22 protein-coding genes are annotated in these 22,262 nt (G+C 58.9%); 9 read left to right on the top strand and 13 right to left on the bottom strand.

Annotation, left to right across the window (positions count from 1 at the left end):
• Nucleotides 1–113: 113 nt before the first annotated feature.
• From BW958_RS06210 to lipA, 5 genes are all read left to right on the top strand, one after another.
• On the top strand, nucleotides 114–977 hold the full coding sequence (locus BW958_RS06210; protein ID WP_179078821.1) for a septal ring lytic transglycosylase RlpA family protein: 864 nt from the start codon (nucleotides 114–116) through the stop codon (nucleotides 975–977).
• Between the two features lie 124 nt (nucleotides 978–1,101).
• A complete protein-coding gene (locus BW958_RS06215; RefSeq protein WP_076574874.1) occupies nucleotides 1,102–2,271 on the top strand; it encodes a D-alanyl-D-alanine carboxypeptidase family protein in 1,170 nt (389 codons plus the stop codon).
• Nucleotides 2,272–2,512: 241 nt separating this feature from the next.
• Nucleotides 2,513–2,776, top strand: a complete 264-nt coding sequence (gene ybeD / locus BW958_RS06220) for a DUF493 family protein YbeD (protein WP_076574875.1) — start codon at nucleotides 2,513–2,515, stop codon at nucleotides 2,774–2,776.
• A gap of 50 nt (nucleotides 2,777–2,826) precedes the next feature.
• Entirely contained in the window at nucleotides 2,827–3,480 is a 654-nt protein-coding gene (gene lipB, locus BW958_RS06225) for a lipoyl(octanoyl) transferase LipB (RefSeq protein ID WP_076574876.1), read from the top strand.
• Nucleotides 3,477–4,442 (top strand): lipoyl synthase, encoded by a 966-nt coding sequence (gene lipA / locus BW958_RS06230; RefSeq protein ID WP_076574877.1) that lies wholly within the window; start codon nucleotides 3,477–3,479, stop codon nucleotides 4,440–4,442. The genes lipB and lipA overlap by 4 nt, the downstream gene beginning before the upstream one ends.
• A 106-nt stretch (nucleotides 4,443–4,548) precedes the next feature.
• Here lipA and BW958_RS06235 read toward each other — a convergent pair whose 3' ends face one another.
• From BW958_RS06235 to BW958_RS06260, 6 genes are all read right to left on the bottom strand, one after another.
• Nucleotides 4,549–5,748 carry an acetate kinase gene (locus tag BW958_RS06235; protein WP_076574878.1) on the bottom strand — a complete coding sequence of 400 codons (1,200 nt, stop codon included), beginning with the start codon at nucleotides 5,746–5,748 and terminating at the stop codon, nucleotides 4,549–4,551.
• A gap of 125 nt (nucleotides 5,749–5,873) precedes the next feature.
• Complete coding sequence (locus tag BW958_RS06240; protein WP_076574879.1) at nucleotides 5,874–6,338, bottom strand: NanQ anomerase/TabA/YiaL family protein; 465 nt, start codon at nucleotides 6,336–6,338, stop codon at nucleotides 5,874–5,876.
• A gap of 162 nt (nucleotides 6,339–6,500) precedes the next feature.
• Nucleotides 6,501–7,607, bottom strand: coding sequence for a 1-acyl-sn-glycerol-3-phosphate acyltransferase (locus tag BW958_RS06245; RefSeq protein WP_076574880.1), 1,107 nt, complete (start codon nucleotides 7,605–7,607; stop codon nucleotides 6,501–6,503).
• A gap of 128 nt (nucleotides 7,608–7,735) precedes the next feature.
• Entirely contained in the window at nucleotides 7,736–8,428 is a 693-nt protein-coding gene (locus tag BW958_RS06250; protein ID WP_076574881.1) for an aspartate/glutamate racemase family protein, read from the bottom strand.
• A 10-nt stretch (nucleotides 8,429–8,438) separates the two neighbouring features.
• The gene (locus BW958_RS06255; protein WP_076574882.1) at nucleotides 8,439–9,029 is read right to left on the bottom strand and encodes a LysE family translocator; all 591 of its coding nucleotides are present in this window, start codon (nucleotides 9,027–9,029) and stop codon (nucleotides 8,439–8,441) included.
• Between the two features lie 73 nt (nucleotides 9,030–9,102).
• Nucleotides 9,103–9,699, bottom strand: a complete 597-nt coding sequence (locus tag BW958_RS06260) for a LysE family translocator (protein WP_076574883.1) — start codon at nucleotides 9,697–9,699, stop codon at nucleotides 9,103–9,105.
• A 118-nt stretch (nucleotides 9,700–9,817) separates the two neighbouring features.
• On the opposite strand from BW958_RS06260, the gene BW958_RS06265 reads away from it, so the two are divergent.
• Genes BW958_RS06265 through BW958_RS06275 form a run of 3 tightly spaced genes read left to right on the top strand, consistent with a single transcriptional unit; the run spans nucleotide 9,818 to nucleotide 12,265 of the window.
• Nucleotides 9,818–11,197 carry an aminotransferase-like domain-containing protein gene (locus tag BW958_RS06265; RefSeq protein ID WP_076574884.1) on the top strand — a complete coding sequence of 460 codons (1,380 nt, stop codon included), beginning with the start codon at nucleotides 9,818–9,820 and terminating at the stop codon, nucleotides 11,195–11,197.
• A 22-nt stretch (nucleotides 11,198–11,219) separates the two neighbouring features.
• On the top strand, nucleotides 11,220–11,648 hold the full coding sequence (locus tag BW958_RS06270) for a hypothetical protein (RefSeq protein ID WP_076574885.1): 429 nt from the start codon (nucleotides 11,220–11,222) through the stop codon (nucleotides 11,646–11,648).
• A 56-nt stretch (nucleotides 11,649–11,704) separates the two neighbouring features.
• Nucleotides 11,705–12,265, top strand: a complete 561-nt coding sequence (locus tag BW958_RS06275; protein ID WP_076574886.1) for a DUF2799 domain-containing protein — start codon at nucleotides 11,705–11,707, stop codon at nucleotides 12,263–12,265.
• A gap of 29 nt (nucleotides 12,266–12,294) precedes the next feature.
• On the opposite strand, the gene BW958_RS06280 is transcribed toward BW958_RS06275, so the two are convergent.
• The 6 genes from BW958_RS06280 to BW958_RS06305 form a co-directional block, all read right to left on the bottom strand.
• Nucleotides 12,295–13,935 carry a methyl-accepting chemotaxis protein gene (locus tag BW958_RS06280; RefSeq protein WP_076574887.1) on the bottom strand — a complete coding sequence of 547 codons (1,641 nt, stop codon included), beginning with the start codon at nucleotides 13,933–13,935 and terminating at the stop codon, nucleotides 12,295–12,297.
• Nucleotides 13,936–14,170: 235 nt separating this feature from the next.
• Complete coding sequence (locus tag BW958_RS06285) at nucleotides 14,171–15,808, bottom strand: methyl-accepting chemotaxis protein (RefSeq protein ID WP_076574888.1); 1,638 nt, start codon at nucleotides 15,806–15,808, stop codon at nucleotides 14,171–14,173.
• 261 nt (nucleotides 15,809–16,069) lie between these two features.
• Nucleotides 16,070–16,885 (bottom strand): Cof-type HAD-IIB family hydrolase, encoded by an 816-nt coding sequence (locus tag BW958_RS06290; protein WP_076574889.1) that lies wholly within the window; start codon nucleotides 16,883–16,885, stop codon nucleotides 16,070–16,072.
• 117 nt (nucleotides 16,886–17,002) lie between these two features.
• Entirely contained in the window at nucleotides 17,003–18,643 is a 1,641-nt protein-coding gene (locus BW958_RS06295; protein ID WP_076574890.1) for a methyl-accepting chemotaxis protein, read from the bottom strand.
• A gap of 150 nt (nucleotides 18,644–18,793) precedes the next feature.
• Nucleotides 18,794–19,432, bottom strand: coding sequence for a DsbA family protein (locus BW958_RS06300; RefSeq protein WP_372629163.1), 639 nt, complete (start codon nucleotides 19,430–19,432; stop codon nucleotides 18,794–18,796).
• 40 nt (nucleotides 19,433–19,472) lie between these two features.
• Complete coding sequence (locus tag BW958_RS06305) at nucleotides 19,473–20,330, bottom strand: Vmh family MBL fold metallo-hydrolase (RefSeq protein WP_076574891.1); 858 nt, start codon at nucleotides 20,328–20,330, stop codon at nucleotides 19,473–19,475.
• Between the two features lie 110 nt (nucleotides 20,331–20,440).
• Between BW958_RS06305 and BW958_RS06310 the strand changes: the two genes are divergently transcribed.
• Nucleotides 20,441–21,340: a LysR family transcriptional regulator gene (locus tag BW958_RS06310; protein ID WP_076574892.1), complete on the top strand. Its 900-nt coding sequence runs from the start codon at nucleotides 20,441–20,443 to the stop codon at nucleotides 21,338–21,340.
• Between the two features lie 32 nt (nucleotides 21,341–21,372).
• Here the strand turns inward: BW958_RS06310 and BW958_RS06315 are convergent, their stop codons facing one another.
• A complete protein-coding gene (locus BW958_RS06315) occupies nucleotides 21,373–22,164 on the bottom strand; it encodes a BPSS1780 family membrane protein (protein ID WP_076574893.1) in 792 nt (263 codons plus the stop codon).
• Nucleotides 22,165–22,262 lie beyond the last annotated feature (98 nt).

A 22,262-nucleotide genomic window follows, 5' to 3' on the forward strand; every position in this document is an offset into this window, starting at 1 on the left:
CTTTCCGGGGAGGCATGGTCGCCCAGTGCGTGCTACCATGCCGCCTCGGTTTGTCTGTTTTATCGCCTGACCGGCACACCGACCAACAACCTGAAAGACACGAAAGGAATGTCATGACAATGCTTTGCCGCACACTCCTCTCTGGCTGCCTTGCTTTGTTGCTGGTTGCCTGTAGCCATCATCCGGCGCCGACGGCGGCGACCGGGAACACTGCTGCCAACACGCAGCAGGAGCCACCTCTTTACGAGGTGCTGGCCCGTGCCAATGCGGCCGGCCAAGAGCCACTTTACAACAGCGATCGCTCGGTCTTGCAATCCAGTGACCAGGGCGTCGACGCCGATCCCGAGCCGCTGGCCAATTGGGCGCGCTCCGGTCGCTATCGCGCCACCGGCACTGCCTCCTGGCTGGCGCACGACCTTGATGGTCGCCGCACCGCCAGTGGCGAAGTAATGAGCAGCCGTAAATTCACGGCGGCGCACCGCTCTCTGCCGCTGGGCAGCTATGTGCGGGTCACCAACCTCAACAACGGTCGTCAGGTCATCGTCAAGATCAACGATCGCGGTCCGTTTAACCGCCATTTGCTGATCGATATCAGCCATGCAGCCGCCGCTGAAATTGGCATGGCGCGCAGTGGCACGGCGAAAGTGCGTCTGGAAACAGTCAGCCCGGCGCTGGCCCGCGCCCAGGCCAAACCTGAGCCAGAGCTCACCGCATCAACCCGCCGCCACGCCAAAAAAACCGTGGATGACGCGCCGGTGGTGGGTGGTAAGAAGCTGCAGGTGCTCAGCGGTAGCCATAAAGAGAAACTGGTCGCGCAAGGCAAGCAATTGCAAAAGCAGTTGCACGTTCCCTATTACGTGGTCAGTAATGGTCAATGGCACCGACTGGTGCTGGGGCCAGTGCCGACCAAGCAACAGCAGATGTTGATGAAAAAAGTGAAAAAACTGGGCTATCGCCAAGCCTATTTCATCAGTTAGTCAATTCACAAGCGCCAGATTGTCGCTTCCGCTGTGTAGCGCAAGGGCACATCTGGTATAGTGGAGCCCGTTTTTTTGTTCCAGGGGTCCGTGGGACCCCACCAGGCACCCAGGAAGTCCCAAGATGTCCAAACTTGTCAATGCTCTGCTTCTCACCACCCTGGCCAGTGCCGCTGCCTCTGTCAGCGCCGAGTCGCCTATGGTTCCCACTCCACCCGCCATCGCCGCCAAGTCCTATATCCTGATGGACTACTACACCGGCCAAACGCTGGTCGAGTTGAACTCCAACGAGCGCCTCCCGCCTGCCAGCCTGACCAAGATGATGACCTCTTACATCATCGGCCAGGAGCTGCTCAAGGGGAACATCAAGCGTGATGACATGGTCACCGTTAGCCAGAACGCCTGGTCCAAGAACTACTCCGACTCCTCCAAGATGTTCATCGAAGTGGGCAAACAGGTCTCGGTCGATGACCTTAACAAGGGGATCATCATCCAGTCCGGTAACGATGCCTGTGTCGCCATGGCCGAACACATCGCCGGCAGTACCGACTCCTTTGCTGACATGATGAACACCTGGGCCACCAAGCTCGGCATGAAGGACTCCCACTTCATGAACCCGCACGGTTTGTTCGACGATAACCACTACTCCACCGCACACGACATGGCCGTCCTCGGTCAGGCCTTGATTCGCGATGTGCCGGAAGAGTACAAGATTTACTCGCAGAAAGACTTCCAGTTCAACGGTATTACCCAGCACAACCGTAACCGTCTGCTGTGGGACACCTCGCTCAACGTCGATGGCATCAAGACCGGCCACGTCAGTGAAATCGGCTACAACCTGGTTGCCTCCGCCACCAACAAAGAGGGGATGCGCCTTATCTCCGTGGTGATGGGGACCGAGAGCGAGCGGGTGCGCGCTGACGAGAGCAAGAAGCTGCTGACCTACGGTTTCCGCTTCTTCCAGACTCTGACCCCGTATAAGGCCGGAACCGAGCTGGTCAACCAGAAGATCTGGATGGGTGACAAGCCGACCGTGAAGCTGGGTGTCGATAAAGACGTAGCAGTGACCATTACCCGTGGTCAGGCTGACAAGCTCAAGGCTGATTTCCAACTCGACAGCGAGCTGAAGGCACCGCTGACCAAGGGCCAGCAAGTGGGTACCGTCTCCGTCAAGCTCGATGGCAAAGAGATTGCCAAAGCGCCGCTGGTTGCCCTCGAAGAGGTGCAAGAAGGCAATCTGCTCAGCCGCGTTTGGGATTACCTGATGATGCTGATCCAGAGCCTGCTTAAGTAATCGGCTCACTCTGCAAGACGGCGCCACTAGGCGCCGTTTTTCATTTCACCTGTAATAACCTTTCGGTTTATCGGTTCCGCCCACCCTGGATTTGTGGTAAAAAGCACCACCTCACCATCATGGTATCTGCCCGCCTCGGGTTGAAGCTGCCCGGTTGCGCCCCCATACTGTGATGCATCCCGTTTCGGGATTGAGCAAGATAATCTACGGGCAGCCCGAGCTGCCCAGCAAAGGTGAAGCAATGAATACCAAGTTTGACGAGCTGCTCGAGTTCCCCTGCAAGTTCCCGTTTAAGGTACTGGGCGTGGCCGATCCCGCCCTGCCGGATCGGGTGGTGGAAGTGCTGCAGCAGCATGCACCGGGCACTTACAGCCCGAGCGTGCGTCCCAGCACCAAGGGCAATTATCACTCGGTCACCGTGACCGTGATTGCCCATAGCAAAGAACACATCGAAGCGATGTACGTTGCCCTCGGCGAGATCGAACAGGTCCGCTACGTACTGTAAGCGTTGTTCGCCCCGCCGTGCCGGGGCGATATTACATTGACGAGGAAGTGATGCCGCAGGATCTCCCGCCCCTGATTGTTCGCCATCTTGGCCGCCGCCCCTATCTCGCGGTATGGGATGCCATGAAGGCCTTCACCGACCAGCGCAGTGGCGATACGCCCGATGAGTTCTGGCTGGTGGAGCACGATCCGGTCTTCACCCAGGGACAGGCCGGCAAGGCTGAGCACCTGATCAATCCCGGCGATATCCCGGTGGTCCAGAGCGATCGTGGCGGGCAGATTACCTATCACGGCCCTGGCCAGCTGGTGCTCTATGTGCTGGTCGATGTGCGCCGCAGTCACCTGTCGGTGCGCGAGCTGGTCAGCGCGCTGGAAAACGCCATCATAGCCACCCTCGCCAAGTGGAATATCGAATCTTATGCCAAGCCCGATGCACCTGGCGTCTATGTTAATGGCGCCAAAATAGCATCACTGGGACTGCGTATTCGTAAAGGCTGCTCGTTTCACGGGCTGGCCCTGAACATCAATATGGATCTTGCCCCCTTCTTGCGCATCAACCCGTGCGGCTATGCCGGCATGGCGATGACCCAAGCCAGTGCCTTGGGTGGGCCACAAAGCGTCTCTGACGCTGCACCGGTTCTGGTCGCCGAACTGGCGAGCCGGATCGGCTACCACACAATAACGAACACCGAGAGTGAATCATGAGCAAACCCATTCGTATGGAGCCGGGCGTCAAGCTGCGTGATGCCGACAAGATGGCGCTGATCCCGGTCAAGTTCATGCCGGACGCCGACGAGGAAGTGCTGCGCAAGCCCGACTGGATGCGGATCAAGCTGCCGCCCAGCAGCCAGAAGATCGATCACATCAAGAGCACCCTGCGCAAAAACAAGCTGCACTCGGTGTGTGAAGAGGCCTCCTGCCCCAACCTGGCCGAGTGCTTCAACCACGGTACGGCCACCTTCATGATCATGGGTGCCATCTGTACTCGTCGTTGCCCCTTCTGCGATGTGGCCCACGGTCGTCCGCTGCCGCTCGACCCGGAAGAGCCGAAAAAGCTGGCGCTGACCATCAAAGAGATGAACCTGCGTTACGTGGTGATCACCTCGGTGGATCGCGATGACCTGCGTGATGGCGGTGCCCAGCATTTTGCCGACTGCATCCGCGAGATTCGTGAGCACAGCCCGCAGACCCGCATCGAGATCCTGACTCCGGATTTTCGTGGCCGGATGGAGCAGGCGCTTGAGGTCTTTCGTGAAACGCCGCCGGATGTGTTTAACCACAACCTGGAAACTGCCCCGCGCCTCTACCGCGTGGCCCGTCCTGGCGCCGATTACAAGTGGTCGCTGGAGCTGCTACGCCGGATCAAGGAGATGCACCCGGACCTGCCAACCAAGTCCGGTCTGATGATGGGTCTTGGCGAAACCAACGAAGAGATCGCCGAGGTTCTCAAAGATCTGCGTGCTCATGGCGTCAACATGCTGACGCTGGGTCAATATCTGCAGCCAAGCCGTCACCATCTGCCGGTCAAGCGCTACGTGCCGCCAGCTGAGTTTGATGCGCTTAAAGACGTGGCCATGGAGCTGGGCTTTACCCACGCCGCCTGCGGTCCGTTTGTGCGTTCGTCCTATCACGCCGACCTGCAAGCCAAGGGTGTCGAGGTGAAATAACCTCGGTCCCTTGCAGAGAAAAGGCGCCACCCGGCGCCTTTTCTACATCTCTATCCGCTGTAAACAACAACGCCCGGCAAGCCGGGCGTTGTTTCATCAAGTGGACTTAGCCCACCAGAGCGATTGCGTCGCGAGCAATGACCCACTCTTCGTTGGTCGGGATCACCAGCGCCGGACGGCTATCTTCGGTGGTGATACGACCTTCACCACCCAACACGGCCGCTTCGTTGGCCTGCTTGTCGACCTTAAAGCCGAGCAGAGCCAGACGATCAAGAATCATCTCGCGGATCATGGCGGCGTTTTCACCGATACCACCGGTGAACACAACCGCATCCAGACGACCATCCATCGCAGCGGCATAAGCGCCAACATACTTGGCAACGCGATAAGTGAAGACGTCAACAGCACGCTTGGCACCGGCATCGCTACCATAGTTGCTGGTAGCGTAGCGGCAGTCGCTGCTCGCTTCAGTCAGACCCAACAGACCGGATTGCTTGGTCAGCAGGGTGTTGATCTCGTCCACCGAGTAACCCAGCTTGTCGTGCAGGAAGAAGATAATGGCAGGATCCAGATCACCGGAGCGGGTACCCATGGCCAGACCTTCCAGCGGAGTCAACCCCATGGAGGTGTCAACCGACTTGCCGTTCTTGATGGCGCAGACCGAAGCACCGTTGCCCAAGTGGCAGTTGATGACATTGACGTCAGCGAGCGGTTTGCCCAGCGCAATGGCGGCTTGCTCGGCAATAAAACGGTGAGAGGTGCCATGAGCGCCGTAACGACGGATGCCGTTCTCTTTGTAGAGCTTGTAGGGCAGCGCGTAGAGGTAGGCTTCCTCAGGCAGGCTCTGGTGGAAGGCGGTGTCAAACACGGCCACGTTCTTGTCAGCCAGCTGCGGGAACACCTTGAGGGCGGCACGAATGCCGATCAGGTGAGCCGGGTTGTGCAGCGGCGCAAACGGGATGGCGGCTTCAATACCGGCAATCACGTCGTCGTTGATCTGCACCGAGCTGGAGAAGCGCTCGCCACCGTGAACGATACGATGGCCAATAGCCACCAGTTGAGCAGCCAGCGTGGGATCCTGGCTCAGAATGTGGTGAACGATATGATCGAGGGCCTCTTGGTGAGCCGCACCGGCTCCCAGCATGGCTTCACCCTTGACGCCGTGCAATTTCCATTTGATCCGGGCATCGTCAAGGTTAAAGCACTCGGCCAGACCGGAGAGACAGGCCTCGCCGGACTCGGCGTCCATCACTGCGAATTTGAGGGAGGAACTGCCGCAGTTCAGGATCAATACCAACTTGCTCATTTCTGAATCTTCCTGTGGTTCGGCATCATGCCGTGTCGTGTTATCCACATGGGACAGGATCCCCACAGTCGGGGTCTTATGGCCGCACGGCGGGCGCGACCAATTCTTCAATTCGGCTGCGGCTTTTAAGCCAGCAGGGATTTATGCACCTTGACCACCAGCTTGCGTACCGGGGCAGGCATGCCGTGGGTACACAGGGGGCGGTGCAGCTCGCCCGGATAGAAAATGGCGAAATCGCCGGGCTTGAGCGCCAGCCAGCTCTCCTGCTCCACCTCGACAAACCAGAGGTCGGGATGAGGATGAGTCAGGCCTTCCAGACGGTACTGCTCGGGACCAACACCGATCCATTCACGACCGGAGAGCAGCAGCTGGATATCGAGGTACTCCTGATGAAACTCACCGTGACGTTCATCGGCCGGCTCGGTGAGATCTTCCTGCACCAGGCAGAAGAGGCGATCACCGTCCACATCAACGCGACCAATCGGGCGACCGTCCCACTGCTCGATCGATACCACGACCTCGCGCAGAACTTTTTCCAACACCGGGTGCAGCAGCGCTCGCTCCAGTGCTTTCAAGTTACCAGTGATCATCTTCGGGCCTCACTCATCATCAAACGGGGCCCTTTGGCCCGAAACGGGGTTTCAACATCGTACCAGCTGAAACCATAGTATTCACCATCTTGGCCCCCACTTTTTTGACCAGAAACAAAAACGGGAGCATCTGCTCCCGTTATAAATAAAAAATATAAATCATCAAATATTTTTTAAGTTCTCAACTGGCTTCGCATACATCTGTCGCCACAGATCCTGATGAGCCTCAGGCACGCGAGCCAGTCGTTCGGCATACGCGGCCACTTCCCGTTCGTTAGCCTTATCTTGCTGACCGGCAGCCAGATAGTTGCTCGGGAAGAGGTGATAGTGACTCCAGATGGTCCGATCAATCAGGGCCGCCAGCTGGTCCGGATCGCTGAAACCATCCTGTACCGGCGCACCGAATGCCACATGCACTCGTCCCTTGTGGCCCACAATACCTGCCACGATGCTTTCGATATCCTCGAACTCGCCCTTCTCATAGCGACCAAACTGGGCCTTCTCGTAGAGCTCGCGAGCCTTGGCCATGTCGGTCGGGTCCCACTCGTAAGAGATGGTCACTGGCACGATGTTGAGCGTGCGCATGTAATCGACAAAATCCAGCTTCTGCTTCTTGCCATCCATGTAGAACATCTTGAGGATGGCCGGATCGGTTCTATCGTCCCCATCCTTGGCACGCCCCTCTTTCTGGGCGATCCAGATGGAGTGACCGGTATGAACCGAGTCACCGATGTATGCAGAGAGATCGCCAAGCGCCTTCATCATTTCACGCGGCCCCTTGGCCGAGCGTTTGACGATAAAGCTCTTGTTGAGCTTCATCAGCTCGGTGGCGCAGGGTTTACGCAGCAGGTTATCGCCGATGGCGATACGCACCGTGTCACGGTCGCAGCTAAACAGGCCCCAGTTGACAAAGGCCGGGTCCATGGCGATGTCGCGGTGGTTAGAAACAAACAGATAGCCCTTGTCTGCCGCCAGATGTTCCAAACCGGAGAAGGTCACCCCATCGGTCGAGCCGGCGATCATGCGCTGCATGTAGCTGGCCACCCCCAGCTGCACTTGACGCACTGTGTTGACGCCCGCCCATTTGTAGCGCAATACCAGCCGGATCAATGGTTTGAGCAACCACCCCAAGCCATTGACCAGATTGCCAAAACGGTATTTGGCGATGGCACCAATAAATTCATCGTCACGGATCAGACGATCAATGGCGGCGGCCACTTCGTCATCGTTATAGGGACGAATCTCTGCAAATCTGTCTACTTCTGCCACGGGAATGCCTTCATTTTCGGAGAAACGGCCCGACGGGCCGAAAAGTCAGGGCGCAATTTTACACACTTTTGGCATGGGTGATATGAGACAGGGAAGGATATGAGATCTGACCAGTAGAATATCAAGCCTCAAGAGAGGGCAGCGCTGATAGCGGCCTCAGCGTGAATAGCGGTGGTGTCATACAGGGGAACCGCCGCCTGACACTGCCCCACCAGCAAGGCAATCTCGGTACAACCGAGGATCACCGCCTCGCAGCCCTGCTCGGCCAGCGCGCTGATGATAGCCAAATATTCAGCGCGCGAGGCATCATTGACGACCCCAAGGCAGAGCTCGTCATAGATGATGCGATGCACACGCTCACGCTGCAGCTCGTCGGGCGTCACCACCTCCAGAGCAAAGCGCTCACTCAGGCGTCCCTTATAAAAATCCTGCTCCATGGTAAAACGTGTACCCAACAGCCCGACGCGACGCACCCCGTCACGCACCAGCCGGGCTCCGGTCGCATCGGCAATATGCAGCAGCGGAATGCTGACCGCAGCCTCAAGCGCCGGCGCCACCTTATGCATGGTGTTGGTCGCCAGCAGCAGAAAATCGGCGCCACCCGCTTCAAGAGAGCGCGCCGCCTTGGCCAGCACTTGGCCGGCCTGCTCCCAGTCCCCTTGCGCCTGCAGCCGCTCAATCTCAGCAAAATCAACGCTATGCAAAAGAATGCGGGCCGAATGCAGGCCGCCCAGACGCTCCCGAACCCCACGATTGAGCGCCTGATAGTAGCTGACCGTTGACTCCCAGCTCATGCCACCGAGCACACCGATACAGAGCATGATTGAATCCTTATAACCAGATCATTAGTACGCAGGCAGCTGTCGCGGCCCCCATACCCAGATTAAAACGACGCCAACCGACCGGAGTGCGGATCATGCGACGCACCTGGGCCCCAAACACCACCCAGAACGCGCCGGTATAGAGTCCGGTGCCAAAGAAGATCGCCAGCACCCAGATGGCCGATGGCCAATAGGCTTCGCCGCTGAGAGTAAATCCACCGATGGCCGACAGCGCCATCATCCAGGCCTTGGGATTGAGCAGTTGCAGCAACGCGCCTTGATGAGCCGGGATCAGCGGACGATTGCCCTCCGCCGGTCCTGTCGATTTGGCCACCTTCCAGGCGAGCCAGAGCAGATAGAGAGAGCCGATGATCCGCAGCAGATCGTGCAGCAGTGGCACGCGCTCGAAGATGACCCCCAATCCCAGCGCCATTGCCAGAATCATCAGGTTGATGCCACCGACGACCCCCACCAGCAGCGGCAGACTGCGACGAAAGCCTTGGGAGGCCCCCGAGGTGGTCAGCAGCATATTGTTGGGGCCAGGGGTTCCACAGGTTACCAGGGCAAAGCCGGCCAGCGGCAGCAGCCAGTTCAGATCCATCTCGCACTCTCCTTGAATATCAGCAAGCGCACTACTATGCCGCAGCCCCTCGCTTCACAACAATACCCAGCGACTAGATCCAGAGCATCACCACGCACAGCGCCGTCAATGCCCCCAAGGTGCCATTTAGGCGACGCCAGCCACGTTCACTGCGAATCCACTGTCCCAACTGCTGACCAAACAACACCCAGCAGTAACAGACCGGCGCGGCCACCATCAGAAAGATGCTCATCACGGCCATCTGGCTCGTCCAATAAGCCTGGCCACTAAAGGTAAACAGACTGATGGCAGAGATCCCCATCATCCAGGCCTTGGGATTGATGAACTGAAAACCGATGCCTTCTACAAAATTGAGGGGACGGCTGCGCTGCGCCGGATCAGCCGGAGAACCGGCCAGTGCAATGCGCAGGGCCAGCCAGAGCAGATAAGCGCTGCCAAACACCTGCAGCGCCAAACGCAGCAGCGGCCACTGTTCGAACAGGGGATAGAGTCCCAGAGCCAGCACCAGTTGCAGGACCGGCTGGCCAAAGCTCACTCCGAGCAGGTGCGGCAAGGTGCGCCGCGCGCCAAAATTGGCGCCCGAGGCGGTGAGCATCAGGTTATTGGGGCCCGGCGTTCCACAGGTAAGAATCGCAAATCCCAGCAGGGTGGCAAACCATTCCATTGTCATCGTATGAGCTCCTGAACTATCCATATTGTCTCGATACAATCGAGGTGATAACGCTATTGTTGGTATGAAATTCACGCTATATTGGGACAATCTTTCGATCAATGGATTTATTGTCACCATGACAATGTGGACTCCCGATCTCGCAGCCTATTCAGGCCCCCTCTATCTGCGTCTGGCCAATGCCATCGAGCACGCCATCGGTCAGGGTGAGCTGGCCGGTGGCTCCCGCCTGCCGACCCAACGAGCGCTGGCAGATCGGCTTGGCGTCACTGTTGGCACCATCACCCGCGCCTATGCCGAAGCGGAGCGCCGTGGCTGGCTGACCGCCCGGGTGGGCGATGGCACCTGGGTGCGCAGTGAAGAGGAGGCCACCGCCAGTGACTGGCCACTGCGTGAAGAGCAGGATGGCCGCATCGAATTGTGGCAAAATCTGCCGGTGCCACTCGACCGAGCCGCCAAAGTCGGCCCCCTGCTGCAACAGATTGAACGCGATGGCAGCCTCAACCGCCTGCTCGGTTATGACAACGAGGCAGGCCGACCCGAACAACGCGACGTGTTTTTGCAGTGGCTGGGCAGTCATGGCATTGCAGCCACCCACGACCGCTTTCTATTTAGCAATGGCGCCCAGCACGGCATCTTGCTAACCCTGCTCGCCACGGGCTGCGTGGGAGAGCATATCGCGTGCGAGAGCTTGAGCTACCCAGGCCTGCTCGGGGCGGCGCGCCAGCTTCGTTGCCAAGTCAGTGCTGTCGCCATGGACGATGAAGGGATGCGCCCCGATGCCCTTGAGGCGCTGTGCCGCCAGCGTCGACCACGACTTATCTATCTCACCCCAACCCTGCAAAATCCCACCACCGCCATCATGGGGGAGGCGCGCCGCCGTGAGCTGCTGGCGGTCTGCGCCCGCCATGAGGTGTGGGTGGTGGAAGATGACGTCAACGGCTTGTTGCCGGCCACCCGGTTTACCCCCATGGTGAGCCTGATGCCCGAGCGGGTCATTCATCTGGGCAGTCTGGCCAAAATTGCTTGCGGCGGTCTGCGCCTTGGATTTCTGCTCTGCCCAACGTCTTTACGCCCAGCACTGGGGCAAGCCATGCGCTTATCCAGCTGGATGGTGAGCCCGCTGCTGGTCGAACTGGCGGCTCGTCTGGTACAACAGGGGCAGCTGACGGCATTACTGGAAGAGCAGCGTCAGGCGCTGGCCCGTCGTGGTGAGCTGCTGGCCCATCTGCTGCCGCAAGCACGCTGGCAGCCGGGGGCGATGCATGCCTGGCTCGCGCTACCCGCCCCCTGGCGTTGCAGCGAGTTTGTGATGGCGGCAGACAGGATGGGCGTTGGCGTGACCAGCGGCGAGCTGTTTGCGGCCAGCCAGCAAGCCACGGTGCAAGCGGTGCGCCTGAGCATCTCGCAGCCGGCCAGTGACGCGCGTCTGGGTGAGGGGCTCGCGCGCCTCAAAGCCCTGCTGGCCAGCCTGCCTCCGAGCCAGTTGTTACTGTAATTCTGTGATGACAGGAGTCTGCATGCGTCTGCTGTTGGTGTTGCTCGCTCTGCTGTTAAGTGGCTGCGCTTCGCCAAACCGGCAGGCGCTAGGCCAGGCTCTTGGAACGCTACAAGGAGAGATGCAGCAACTGGAAGAGGAGCTGGCCGAACTCAACGGCCTGCACTATCAAAAAGCGCTCGACTCGCCGCTCTCCCTGCGTCGCCACCTTGCCGCCAAGCAAGCAGAAGGCATTGGCGCGACCCTCAGCGATGGTCCGCAGTTGACCTACCACTATCGGCTCAATGCGGCTCCCGCTTCTGGCCAGCTTAGCCAAAACCCGTGTCTCGATTATGCGTTTGAGCTGCGCCGGCTCGGGCGCTTCGGCCTGCTGGTGCTACAGTGGCAGGCGGGCAGTGCACAAGGTGAACAACGCCAGCGTCAGAGCGATTGCCACTGGGCAGCCCATTGAGCCGCCCAGCGCAGAGCACTACAATGCCGCCATCTCTGTAGACCGGAATCTGCGTCATGCGCCTTCGACTCTTGCTCGTCACCTTCCCCTTTTTGCTAGCCGGTTGTTCATCTCTTTCCGAAGAGGAGTGTCGCAGCGTCAGCTGGTATAACCTCGGCTATCAGGACGGCCAGCAGGGCCACACCCGCGATGCGCTCGGCTCTTATCAAAAAAGCTGCAGCGAATATGGCGTGAAGGTTGATGAGGCCGAGTGGCAGCGTGGCTATGCCAAGGGATTGGAGCTTTACTGCATTCCCGAGCTGGCCTATCGCAAGGGTGTGAATGGTGAGCAATATCAGGGGGTCTGCCCCAATGACGCCACCTTCCTCAAGCAATATCAGCGCGGTCGTCAGGAGTATGAGGTCAATCAGCGGATGCAGTCTCTGCAACAGGAGCTCTATCGCATTGAGCAGCAGTTAGGCGCGATTGAGCGGCGTCTGCACGACAATCTGAGCGACGCTGAACGGGAAGATTATCGCAGCCAGCGCCGTTATCTGCAGCGCCAGGCCGAATATATTCGCCAGGAGCTGTTCCAGCTGCGCAACCCGCCCACCGTTATTCAGTTCAACTTCCAGTAATAGTACGGGGCCGCTTGGCCCCGTTCTGTTTACAACCTGAAACGCTGAACCATACCGCCCAGCTGACCGGCCAGCAGATCGAGATCGGCGCAGGCCTGCGCCATCTGGGAAGCACCGGTCGCCACCTGCTCGGTCGCCCGGCTGATATTGACCACGTTGCGGCTTAGCTCCTCGCCCACCGCCCCCTGCTCCTCGGTCGCGGTGGCGATCTGGATATTCATTTCCGAGATGTGTCCGACCGCGCCACTGATCTCGCTGATCACGGTGCCGGCTTCGCGGGCGGTCACTACCGTGCTCTGCATCAGACTCTGACTCTGCTGCATGGTCACGGCGGCTTGTTCGGCGCGCTGCTGCAACTCGCTAATAATGCTGTTGATCTGTGACGTGGAATCCTGGGTGCGCTTGGCCAGAGTGCGTACTTCATCCGCCACCACGGCAAAACCACGCCCCTGCTCGCCGGCTCGCGCCGCCTCGATAGCCGCATTGAGCGCCAACAGGTTGGTCTGCTCGGCAATGCCGCGAATCACCTCCAGCACGACACCGATGTTGCGGCTGTCATCGCCCAGTTGATGGATCTCACCGGCAGCACTCTCTAGCGCAGCGGCAACCTGATCGATCTGCTGCAGCGACAGCTGAACCTTGCCCGTTCCCTGCCCTGCCTGCTGACTGGCCTGACCGGCCGCCTCGGCGGCTTCACTGGTATTGCGCGATACCTCCTGCACCGTTGCCTGCATCTGATGCATCGCTGTCGCCAGTTGGTTGAGCTCATGCTGCTGGCCACTCATGCTGGCCGCCGACTCGCGCGCCACGGCGCTGATCTCACCGGTTGCGCCAGCCAGCTGCTGCACCGAGCCGGAGAGCGCACTGACCAACTGCCGCAGGTTCTCCTGCATCTGGGCCAGACCGCGTGCCAGCGACCCCAGCTCATCGTGGTTGAATCGATTCAGTTCGATGCGAGCGGTGAGATCCCCGGCCGAGATCTGGCGGATCAGCTCCAGCAGACGATTAACTGGATGGCGTACCTGGCCGCTGAGCCACCAGGCGAGCAGCCATACCAGCAGCACAGCCAAGGCGCCGACCGCCAGCATCAGCCGCTCGGCATGCTGATAAGTTGCATGACTGAGCTGGGCAGCCTGCTCGGCCAACCCGGCATTAATGTCGCGCAGAGCTGCAGCATAACGCCCTGCCTCTTCGAGGGCGGCGCGGCTCTGATTTTTACGCAGCTCGGTGAGGCGCTCCATATCGTTAGCGGCAATCGCCGCCATCATCTGCTCGTGCAGGGCGAAATAGCGCTGCACGCTGGTAATCAGCTTATCGTAGTTCTCACGCTCCTCGGCATTCGAGAAGGGCAGACGGTGATAGACCTGCAGCTCGTTTTCAAATTCGCCACGGCTGCGATTGAAATCTGCGGTCAGGGAAGCCACGTCAGCACTGTCATGTCCCAGTGCCGCAATCACAATGCCGAGCTCAAGACGACGGGCATTGATAAGATGAGTCGTCACCCGCCCGGCACTGTTGACCGACGGCAACAGATTCTCGGCCAGCACCGTACTCTGCTCATCCAGCCGCGACAGCTGAGTGGTGGAAAACCACACCAGCCCCACCACCAACAAGGCAAAAAAAGCAAAACCGGCACTGAGCTTCTGGCCGATCGACATCTTTGAAAACATAGGGGCATCCCTCAAGGCTGTTTAAAATCCATGACTAAATCCCTAATTGGATCATGGGTTAAGCAACTAACTTTGTTACTAACATGCTGATTTATATATAATGTATGCAGCTTATATGTTATCGACAGATTAGCTCAATGCCTTAAGACATCCGATTTAATGTTTTAAACACTTTAATGCTAGCGAAAACGCAAAAGGGCGCCATCAGGCGCCCTTCGTGACACGGTCCAGAGCTTCAGGTGCGAAAACGGCGCACCATCTCCTGCAACTGGACCGCCAACTGGTTGAGCTCATTACAGGCTTGCGCCATCTGCTTCGCCCCTTCGGCCACCTCTTGCGCCGCACCATTGACGTTGGTGATGTTGACGTTGAGCTCATGACTGACCACCTCTTGCTGCTCGGTGGCGGTGGCGATCTGGGTGCTGATCTCAAAAATCCCGCTGACCGCGCTCTTGATTTGAGACAAGGCGCCGCCTGCTTCCCGGGCCGTTTCTACCGTGGAGCGGATCTGGGTCTGACTCTCTTGCATGGCGATGCCGGCTTGCTCGGTGCGCTGCTGCAGCTCAGTGATGATGCGATTAATCTCGCTGGTTGAGTCCTGAGTTCGTTTGGCCAGGGTACGCACCTCATCGGCCACCACCGCAAAACCACGGCCTTGCTCACCGGCCCGTGCGGCCTCGATGGCCGCGTTAAGCGCCAGCAAGTTAGTCTGCTCGGCGATACCGCGAATCACCTCCAGCACCATGCCGATATTGCGGCTGTCGTCAGCCAGTTGGCTGATCACGCCAGCCGTCTGCTCCACCACAGCTGCCACCTGTTCGATACTGGCCACGGTGCGCACCACCACGCCATCTCCCTGCCCGGCAAACTGGCTGGCCTGATTGGCATCCTGAGCGGCACTGCTGGTATTGCGAGAGATCTCCTGCACCGTCGCCTGCATCTCGTTCATGGCTGTGGCCAGATGTGTCAGCTCACTTTGCTGCTGTTGGGTATTGCCTGCCGACTGGGCTGCCACCGTGCTGATCTCTTCAGCGGCGCTACTGAGCTGGGCGACCGAGCCGCTCACCTCCACCACCAGATGACGCAGGCTCTCTTGCATATCGCCAAACGCCTTGGCCAGCTCACCCATCTCATCTTGATTGAACTGGGTCAGGGACAAGCGACTACCAAGATCGCCACCGGCTACCTTGCGAGTTTGCGCCAGCAGGGTATCGAGTGGGCGCCGGATCTGCCGGGTCAACAGCCAGGCCACCAGCAACACCAGCGCGACTGTGCCGGCACCAAACAACAGGCTGACACTGCGCGCTTCGCCATATTCGTTAAACGCAGAATCGGTAAGAGTGCGAGCCATCTCGCGGTTGATGCTGCGCAGTTTGGCCAGCGGCTGGCTGAGTGCATCCAGCGCGGTGCGGGTTTGGGCGCGCCCATCGGCAATACCGGCCGGATCGCCGCGTTGAATCGCGCTGATCAGTGACTGGTGCGCCGCAAAATAGTCGTTGGCCTCTGCACCCAGTTGGGCAAAGGTCTGGCGCTCCAGCTCGGAGGAAAACGGCAGTTGTGAGTAGGCTTGCTGCGCCTCGCTGAAGGCTCGCGCATAATTTTCAAACGAGGCGATACTGCCGTTGATATCATCGGGGTTGTGGTCATGGTAGCCGATGATAGCCCCCATCTCGGAGCGGCGGGTATTGAGCAGCGACTCCTGCATCGCGCTGGCATATTGCAGCGAGGGGAGCATGTTGTCGGTGATTCGGTCGGTAACCGAATAGATGCGGGAGAGCTGACCGATGGCAAACAGCATCATGCCGATCACCATCAGCGCCAGCAGGCCAAAGCCCGCATAGAGCTTCTGCCCGATACTCATTTTCTTGAACATATCTGCTTCCTTGATGCCTTTTGCTGGCACCTCATGTGCCCGTTTTGTCGGGATTACCCGTTTCCGCAGATCCAACCCGATCCCGGTACGGCGTCTCTCACAAGCAAAACGACCTCAATGAACAGATAATCAAGACATATCGAAAATAAACCTTATCTTTCGTAAGGTTCTGTGATGACAGATGGAGTTATCCCGCTAACGGCCACTCCCTGGCTGTTAATCAATGCAATCCAATACATCAAAACATAAACGTCGGTTGACTCAGAATACCCAACGCTCCAGCGCCACGGCAATGCCATCCTCATTGTGATCTGCAGTCATCTTGTCAGCCCTGGCCTGGATCTCCGGTTTGGCATTGCCCATCGCCACAGCCAGACCGGCTTGCTCAAACATGCTGACATCGTTGTGGTTATCGCCAAACGCCACGACCTCTTCCATGCTAATGCCGTTTTGTGCCGCCCAACGGGCCAGGCGATTGCCCTTACTACAGCGCGGATCGACCAACTCGATGGCATAAGGTGCGGCCCAGTCAGCGGTCACCGGCAAGGCCGCAACCTCCTGCTCAACCACCTGCTGCAAATAATCGTGGTCACGATGAAACAGCTCGACCTTCCAAAAGGTTTGCAGCGCCAGGCCGGTCTGCTCGGCGACGGGCAGCAGGCGAATTTTCAGATGATCCGGCTGAACGCTCGACCACTGGCGCATCCGCGCCACATGATCTTCGCAGCCAAGATAGGCAATCCCCTCTTCCAGATGGATCAGAGCGCCGAGCGATTTGTCATGGATCAGAGAGAGCAGCCGGTCACTGACCTCCCGCGACAGCGGGTCACCTTCGACGATGCGGCCAGCCGGACGGTCAAACAGATAGGCACCATTGCTGCAAATCATCGGCGTATCGAGTGCAAGATCAGCATGAAACGGACGTGCCGTCATAAAGTGGCGACCGGTGACCAGCAGCACCTTGATACCCTGCGCCCTGGCACGCTCCAGTGCTTGCCGGGTCGCCGGTGAAATCCGGTGATCGCGGGTGAGCAGAGTACCATCCATATCGAGGGCAATTGCCTTGTACGCCGACATACATCTCTCCGTTGTGCATGGGTAAAACCGGGAGCTTTACCCTAACGGCTTATGGAGCGGCATGCCAGAAAAAAGCCGGGCCACCTTGCGGCAGCCCAGCTATCACCCATCGCCTTATCAAATCCGGAAGCGGCGTACCGACTCCATCAGCTGACTTGCCAGATGGTTCAGTTCATGACAGGCCTGTGACATCTGGGTCGCACCAGTGGCCACCTCTTCGGATGCGTGGCTGATATTGGTGACATTGCGGCTGAGCTCATCCACCACCGAGCCCTGCTCCTCTGCCGCCGTAGCAATATGGGTACTCATCTGGGAGATACTGCCAATGGCATCGTTGATCTCACCAATTGACCCACCCGCTTCGCGCGCCTTGCCCACCGCCCCCTGCATCATGTCCTGGCTCTGCTGCATGGTGTTGGAAGCCTGAGCGGTACGTTGCTGCAACTCGGCAATAATGCTGTTGATTTGGGTAGTCGAATCCTGGGTGCGTTTGGCAAGGGTACGGACTTCATCGGCCACGACAGCAAAACCACGCCCCTGCTCACCGGCCCGCGCCGCCTCAATGGCCGCATTCAGCGCCAGCAAGTTGGTCTGTTCGGCAATGCCGCGAATCACCTCAAGCACCACGCCGATGTTACGGCTGTCATCACCGAGCTGAACGATCACCGACGCGGTCTGTTCGATAGAGCTGGCGACCTGCTCGATGCCAGCAATGGAGTCCTGCACCGTGGCCGAGCCTTTGGCGGCGCGCTGACTGGCGATGTTCGCCGCATCGGCGGCATCGCTGGTATTGCGCGACACCTCTTGTACCGTCGCCTGCATCTCATTCATGGCGGTAGCCAGCTGGGTGATCTCGTGCTGCTGGTTGTGCATGTTGCCGGCCGACTGATTAGCCACGGCACTGATCTCTTCCACGGCTGAGCTCAGCTGCCCCACCGCCGAAGAAAGCCCGCTGACCAGTTGCAGCAGATTGCTTTGCATCTCGCTGAAACCACGCGCCAGATTGCCAAACTCGTTATTGCCAAATTGCGCCACATCGAGGCGGGTAGAGAGATCACCACCGGCAACCTTGTGGGCCTGGTCGAGCAACATCTTGACTGGGCGCTGGATCTGGCCAATCAGCAACCAGGCCACCACCACCACAAAGATAACGCCACAGGCACCAGCGAGCATGTTCATACTGCGAGCAGCACTGTACAGAGACTCCATCTTGCCAGCCATCTCATCGGCCAGACCACGGTTGATCTCGGAGAGGCGCTGGGCATGTTTATAAGCCTCTTCCAGCGCAGTGCGTGTCTCGTTTTTGCGCAGTGATTTGGCCCGCTCCGTATCACCATTTTTGATGGCAGAGAGCAACTCAGCGTGTGAAGCGAAATAGCTGGCGCCGACTGTTTTGAGCTGGTTATAGACCTGTTCCTCCTCGCCAGTACTGAATGGTAAGTCGCCATATTGGCGAATACTCTCTTCATATTTTTGCTGCGCCTTGTTAAAACTGGCCGTGCGCTCATCCACCTCAGCGAGATCTTTGACCAACCCACCAATCACCTGGTTGAGCTCGGCACGCCGCGCATCACCAAGCGCAGCCTGAATCTGACCCGCTACGTGAATCGAAGGCATCATGTTGGTGGTGATGACCCGGATGTTGTCATTGATTTTGGCAAGCTGCGAAACCGCAAACCAGGCCAAACCCAGTACCAGCAAGGCCAGTACTGCAAATCCGGCGCCCAGTTTGCGGCCGATGGAGACATTGTTGAACATGATCGTCTTCCCTGCGTCAGTAAAATAACGGTGCCGTGCTACCTCAATAATTTCACTATTGAGAATAGCGTCGTTAACCAACAAACATCGGCAATCTGCGCATTTACATGATGTTTTTTAAACGACCACCACTTTTTTGCCAGCCACCTCTCATCCGGCAAGTTGTTGCGCCAGCCAGGAGTAGCAACGCTCAGGATGACCCAGCAGCCGGGCCACTGGCAGCGACGTCACTTGGCCATCTTTTACCAGCCCGAGGGTGGGATACCCATTTCCTGTCAACCGGCGTAGCCACTGCGCACTCTCCTGCAGATGACCGTCAACATCCGCATCACGACAAGCCGCAGTAAAGGCCTCGGCGGCAATGCCTTGCTCCTCGGCCAACGCAGACAGCAGCGCGCTGTCTCCAACCCAGAGACCATCCCGATAGTGGGACTCCTGAATCCGCTGCAACATCTGCAGATCGTCACCGCCCAGCGCATGCACCGCAAGGATGGCGCGGATCGGTGGCTCCGAGTCGAGCACGCGACGCTCATCAAGCAGCAATTGGTTAAAGTAGCGCTCACCAAAGTGCTGGCCGGTCATCGCCTCAATACGCTGATCGTGGGGACGCACGTAGTCACGCAGAGCAGGCCCCATCGGTTGACGCCGCTCACCGACCCACAAGCCACCGCCATGGATCTCAATGCCAAGTCCAGCGACGGCCGAGGCTGCTTTAAGGAGCGGCGCAGCGCCATAGCACCAGCCGCACAGGGGATCGTAAACATAGTGCAAAACAGCATCACTCATCATGATTCCTCCGAGGGGGCGGGACAAACCCGCCCCACTCTCTTTACCACTTCATTTCACCGGCCGCGACCTTGGCGCCAATGGCCAGACCATCATCCACCGGCAGCGCCGGGTAAGCCTGTTTCATCGCCTCAATCAGGGCGGCAGAGCCCTTGGCAAGCGCCAGTTCGCGTTCAAAACGCTGCACATAGTCACGGGTAAAGGTCACCGACTTACTGCCGTTAGGTTCATCCCCCAGGAAGTGGCCCGGAATAACCCGCTGCGGCTTGAGTGCCAGCAACTGATTGAGCGTCGCCACCCATTGGCTGCGCGCCGCCTCACTCTGGCTGTCCGCCATCCACACATGCACGCCGCCGTAGACGCCCACGCCACCAAAGGCGGTCTTGAGCGACGGCGCCCAGAGATAGGCATACGGTGTGTTCAGAGCCTTCACCTCGATAGTCTCACCTTCCAGCGTCAGCCGGGAGCCGTTCATCACCTGCGGGACGGTCAGCTGACGGGGAGCATCCTTACCCAGGATAGGGCCCCAGTACGCCAGCTTGGCATCCTTGGTGGCTTTGATGTGATCCACCACATGTTGACTGGCCAGCACCTTCACGTCAGGGAATGCAGCCAGAATCGGCTCCAGACCGAAGTAGTAGTCCGGATCGCCACCGCTGATGTAGACGGTGGTCAGTCGCTTGCCGCTGTTTTTGATGAGATCCACCAGCGCTTGGCCGTGCTTCACATCAAACTGGGCATCAATCAGGATCGCCTCTTTGTTGCCGGTCACCAGCTCGGACGACACCGGAAAAACCGCTTTGTCACCGGGGTTGTAAACCTCGAGGTGAAGCGTGGTGGCGCCGGCAGTACCGGCCATCAGGGTGGAAACCAGGGTCAGGGTGGGCAGAGTAGGTGCCATGAAGAATGCCTCATCGGGTGTCTGTGTCGATGAAGAGCAGTCTATTGGAACAATCCTGTAGCAAATACCGCATAATAGTGACTTCACTGTCGCACAAATCGAGCAGATATATGGATCGTCTCACCGCCTTGCAGGTCTTCGTGGCCGTTGTCGAACAGGGAAGCCTCAGCGCTGCCGCCGAGCGGCTCGATATGTCTCGGGCCATGGTGTCGCGCTATCTGGCGGAGCTGGAGCAGTGGATGGGGGCGCGTCTGCTGCACCGCACCACCCGCCGGCTCAGCCTGACCGGCCCGGGTGAAGAGGCGCTGAACCGGGCGCAGCGGATGCTGGCATTGGGCGAAGAGATGACACAGCTCGCCAGTGGCGATCAAACGCCGAAAGGGCAACTGCGGGTGACCTGTAGCTATTCGCTGGCCGATGCCTTTCTCATCCGTGCCGCCCACGACTATCTGGCGCGCTGGCCGGCAACCGCCATCGATATCCTGCAGCTGGATCGCACCGTCAATCTGGTTGAGGAGCGCATCGACTTGGCTATTCGCATCACCAACGATCTCGACCCCAATCTGGTCGCTCGCCGCATTGGCGACTGCCGCTCGGTGGTGTGTGCCACACCGGCCTATCTGGCGGCGCACGGGACACCCAAGCAGTTGCAGGATCTGGCCCGTCATAACTGCCTGACTTATGCCTATTTTGGCAAGAGTCTGTGGCAATTTTCCGGGCTGGAGGGCCCGCAGGCCGTGCCGGTCAGTGGCAATCTCAGCGCCAACCAGTCCCATCTGCTGCTAAAAGCCACCCTGCTCGGCACCGGAATCAGTTTGCAGCCGCGCTACGCCGCCACCGAATATCTGGCTCGCGGTGAGCTGATCGCCCTGTTCCCCGAGTGCGAGCCGCAGCAGTTAGGCGTTCACGCCGTTTACACCACGCGCCGACAGATGACACCGCTGCTGCGCAGTTTTCTCGATTTTCTGGTGGAGAGGATGGCAAGCGATCCCATGTGGCGTATGCAGTAACCGCCCAAGAGATCGCTCTGAACTGATGGGCATCAGGCGTCGAAGTGACCCTGTGGACCGGGAGGAGACGGCGGCTCGCTCGGTGCGCTCGGCGCGTCCATGACAGGGGCACCGAAGATATCGCGGTAGGCCACATAGATGGAGTAGTTGAGCGCCGGCATCACCACCAGCAGACCAATGAGCATCAGCATGCCGCCTAACAGCAGCAACAGGCAGGCCAGCATGCTCCAGAGCAGGAAGGGCGCCATGTTGCGCAGGCAGGCGCGAAAACTCAGTCGCATTGCCTGCGGCACCGAGACACGTTCAAACAGGATCAGCGCCGGGGCAAAGGTCACCGCCATCAAGAGCGGCACCGCCAGCAGCAAACCCACCAGCATGGCCATCAATACGGCCCGCGCTTCGTCGGGGGTGAGACTGGTGGGCGGCTGACCGAGCAGGTCACCCATTCCCCAACTGCCCAGCAGCATCAGTGACACCTGCATGATCAGCACGACAGCCACCGTCAGCGCCAATCCGCCCAGCATCAGTGGCGTAAACGCGCTGCGAAACCCGGCAAACAGATCAGCAAACTCGACCCGTCCCTCTTGCTCGGCACGCCGCGCCGCCATCATCCAGCCCGCCATCCAGACCAGATAGAGCAGGTTGGAGAGCAATCCCCCGGCAGGAATCTGCTCAAGCAGTAGCCCGACCACCAGCCAGCAGAGCACCATGGCCACACTCACGCCGCGCGCCCGGTTGAACAGGTCAAAACCGCCGCGCGTCCAGGCCCAACCACGCCCAAAGGAGTGAGACCTGGGTTCCGCTACGGGAGAGGGGGTTTGCATACATTGACTCCAGTTTTCAGTAACTCACTGATTCTACACGAGAGAGCTGAACCTTACATGAGTACACGGCGCGCTTGAAAGAGGACAGTAATCACACT

It is taken from the genome of Aeromonas sp. RU39B (assembly GCF_900156095.1).
In the GTDB taxonomy this organism is placed as follows: domain Bacteria; phylum Pseudomonadota; class Gammaproteobacteria; order Enterobacterales; family Aeromonadaceae; genus Aeromonas.

Coding starts and splice junctions, on each gene's coding strand:
- BW958_RS06275 (WP_076574886.1), top strand. CDS start 11,705: ATGCGCCTTCGACTCTTGCTCGTCACCTTCCCCTTTTTGCTAGCCGGT.
- lipA (WP_076574877.1), top strand. CDS start 3,477: ATGAGCAAACCCATTCGTATGGAGCCGGGCGTCAAGCTGCGTGATGCC.
- BW958_RS06305 (WP_076574891.1), bottom strand. CDS start 20,330: ATGGCACCTACTCTGCCCACCCTGACCCTGGTTTCCACCCTGATGGCC.
- BW958_RS06235 (WP_076574878.1), bottom strand. CDS start 5,748: ATGAGCAAGTTGGTATTGATCCTGAACTGCGGCAGTTCCTCCCTCAAA.
- BW958_RS06315 (WP_076574893.1), bottom strand. CDS start 22,164: ATGCAAACCCCCTCTCCCGTAGCGGAACCCAGGTCTCACTCCTTTGGG.
- ybeD (WP_076574875.1), top strand. CDS start 2,513: ATGAATACCAAGTTTGACGAGCTGCTCGAGTTCCCCTGCAAGTTCCCG.
- BW958_RS06265 (WP_076574884.1), top strand. CDS start 9,818: ATGACAATGTGGACTCCCGATCTCGCAGCCTATTCAGGCCCCCTCTAT.
- BW958_RS06295 (WP_076574890.1), bottom strand. CDS start 18,643: ATGTTCAACAATGTCTCCATCGGCCGCAAACTGGGCGCCGGATTTGCA.
- BW958_RS06310 (WP_076574892.1), top strand. CDS start 20,441: ATGGATCGTCTCACCGCCTTGCAGGTCTTCGTGGCCGTTGTCGAACAG.
- BW958_RS06290 (WP_076574889.1), bottom strand. CDS start 16,885: ATGTCGGCGTACAAGGCAATTGCCCTCGATATGGATGGTACTCTGCTC.
- BW958_RS06270 (WP_076574885.1), top strand. CDS start 11,220: ATGCGTCTGCTGTTGGTGTTGCTCGCTCTGCTGTTAAGTGGCTGCGCT.
- BW958_RS06300 (WP_372629163.1), bottom strand. CDS start 19,432: ATGATGAGTGATGCTGTTTTGCACTATGTTTACGATCCCCTGTGCGGC.
- BW958_RS06240 (WP_076574879.1), bottom strand. CDS start 6,338: ATGATCACTGGTAACTTGAAAGCACTGGAGCGAGCGCTGCTGCACCCG.
- lipB (WP_076574876.1), top strand. CDS start 2,827: ATGCCGCAGGATCTCCCGCCCCTGATTGTTCGCCATCTTGGCCGCCGC.
- BW958_RS06210 (WP_179078821.1), top strand. CDS start 114: ATGACAATGCTTTGCCGCACACTCCTCTCTGGCTGCCTTGCTTTGTTG.
- BW958_RS06215 (WP_076574874.1), top strand. CDS start 1,102: ATGTCCAAACTTGTCAATGCTCTGCTTCTCACCACCCTGGCCAGTGCC.
- BW958_RS06280 (WP_076574887.1), bottom strand. CDS start 13,935: ATGTTTTCAAAGATGTCGATCGGCCAGAAGCTCAGTGCCGGTTTTGCT.
- BW958_RS06255 (WP_076574882.1), bottom strand. CDS start 9,029: ATGGATCTGAACTGGCTGCTGCCGCTGGCCGGCTTTGCCCTGGTAACC.
- BW958_RS06250 (WP_076574881.1), bottom strand. CDS start 8,428: ATGCTCTGTATCGGTGTGCTCGGTGGCATGAGCTGGGAGTCAACGGTC.
- BW958_RS06260 (WP_076574883.1), bottom strand. CDS start 9,699: ATGACAATGGAATGGTTTGCCACCCTGCTGGGATTTGCGATTCTTACC.
- BW958_RS06285 (WP_076574888.1), bottom strand. CDS start 15,808: ATGTTCAAGAAAATGAGTATCGGGCAGAAGCTCTATGCGGGCTTTGGC.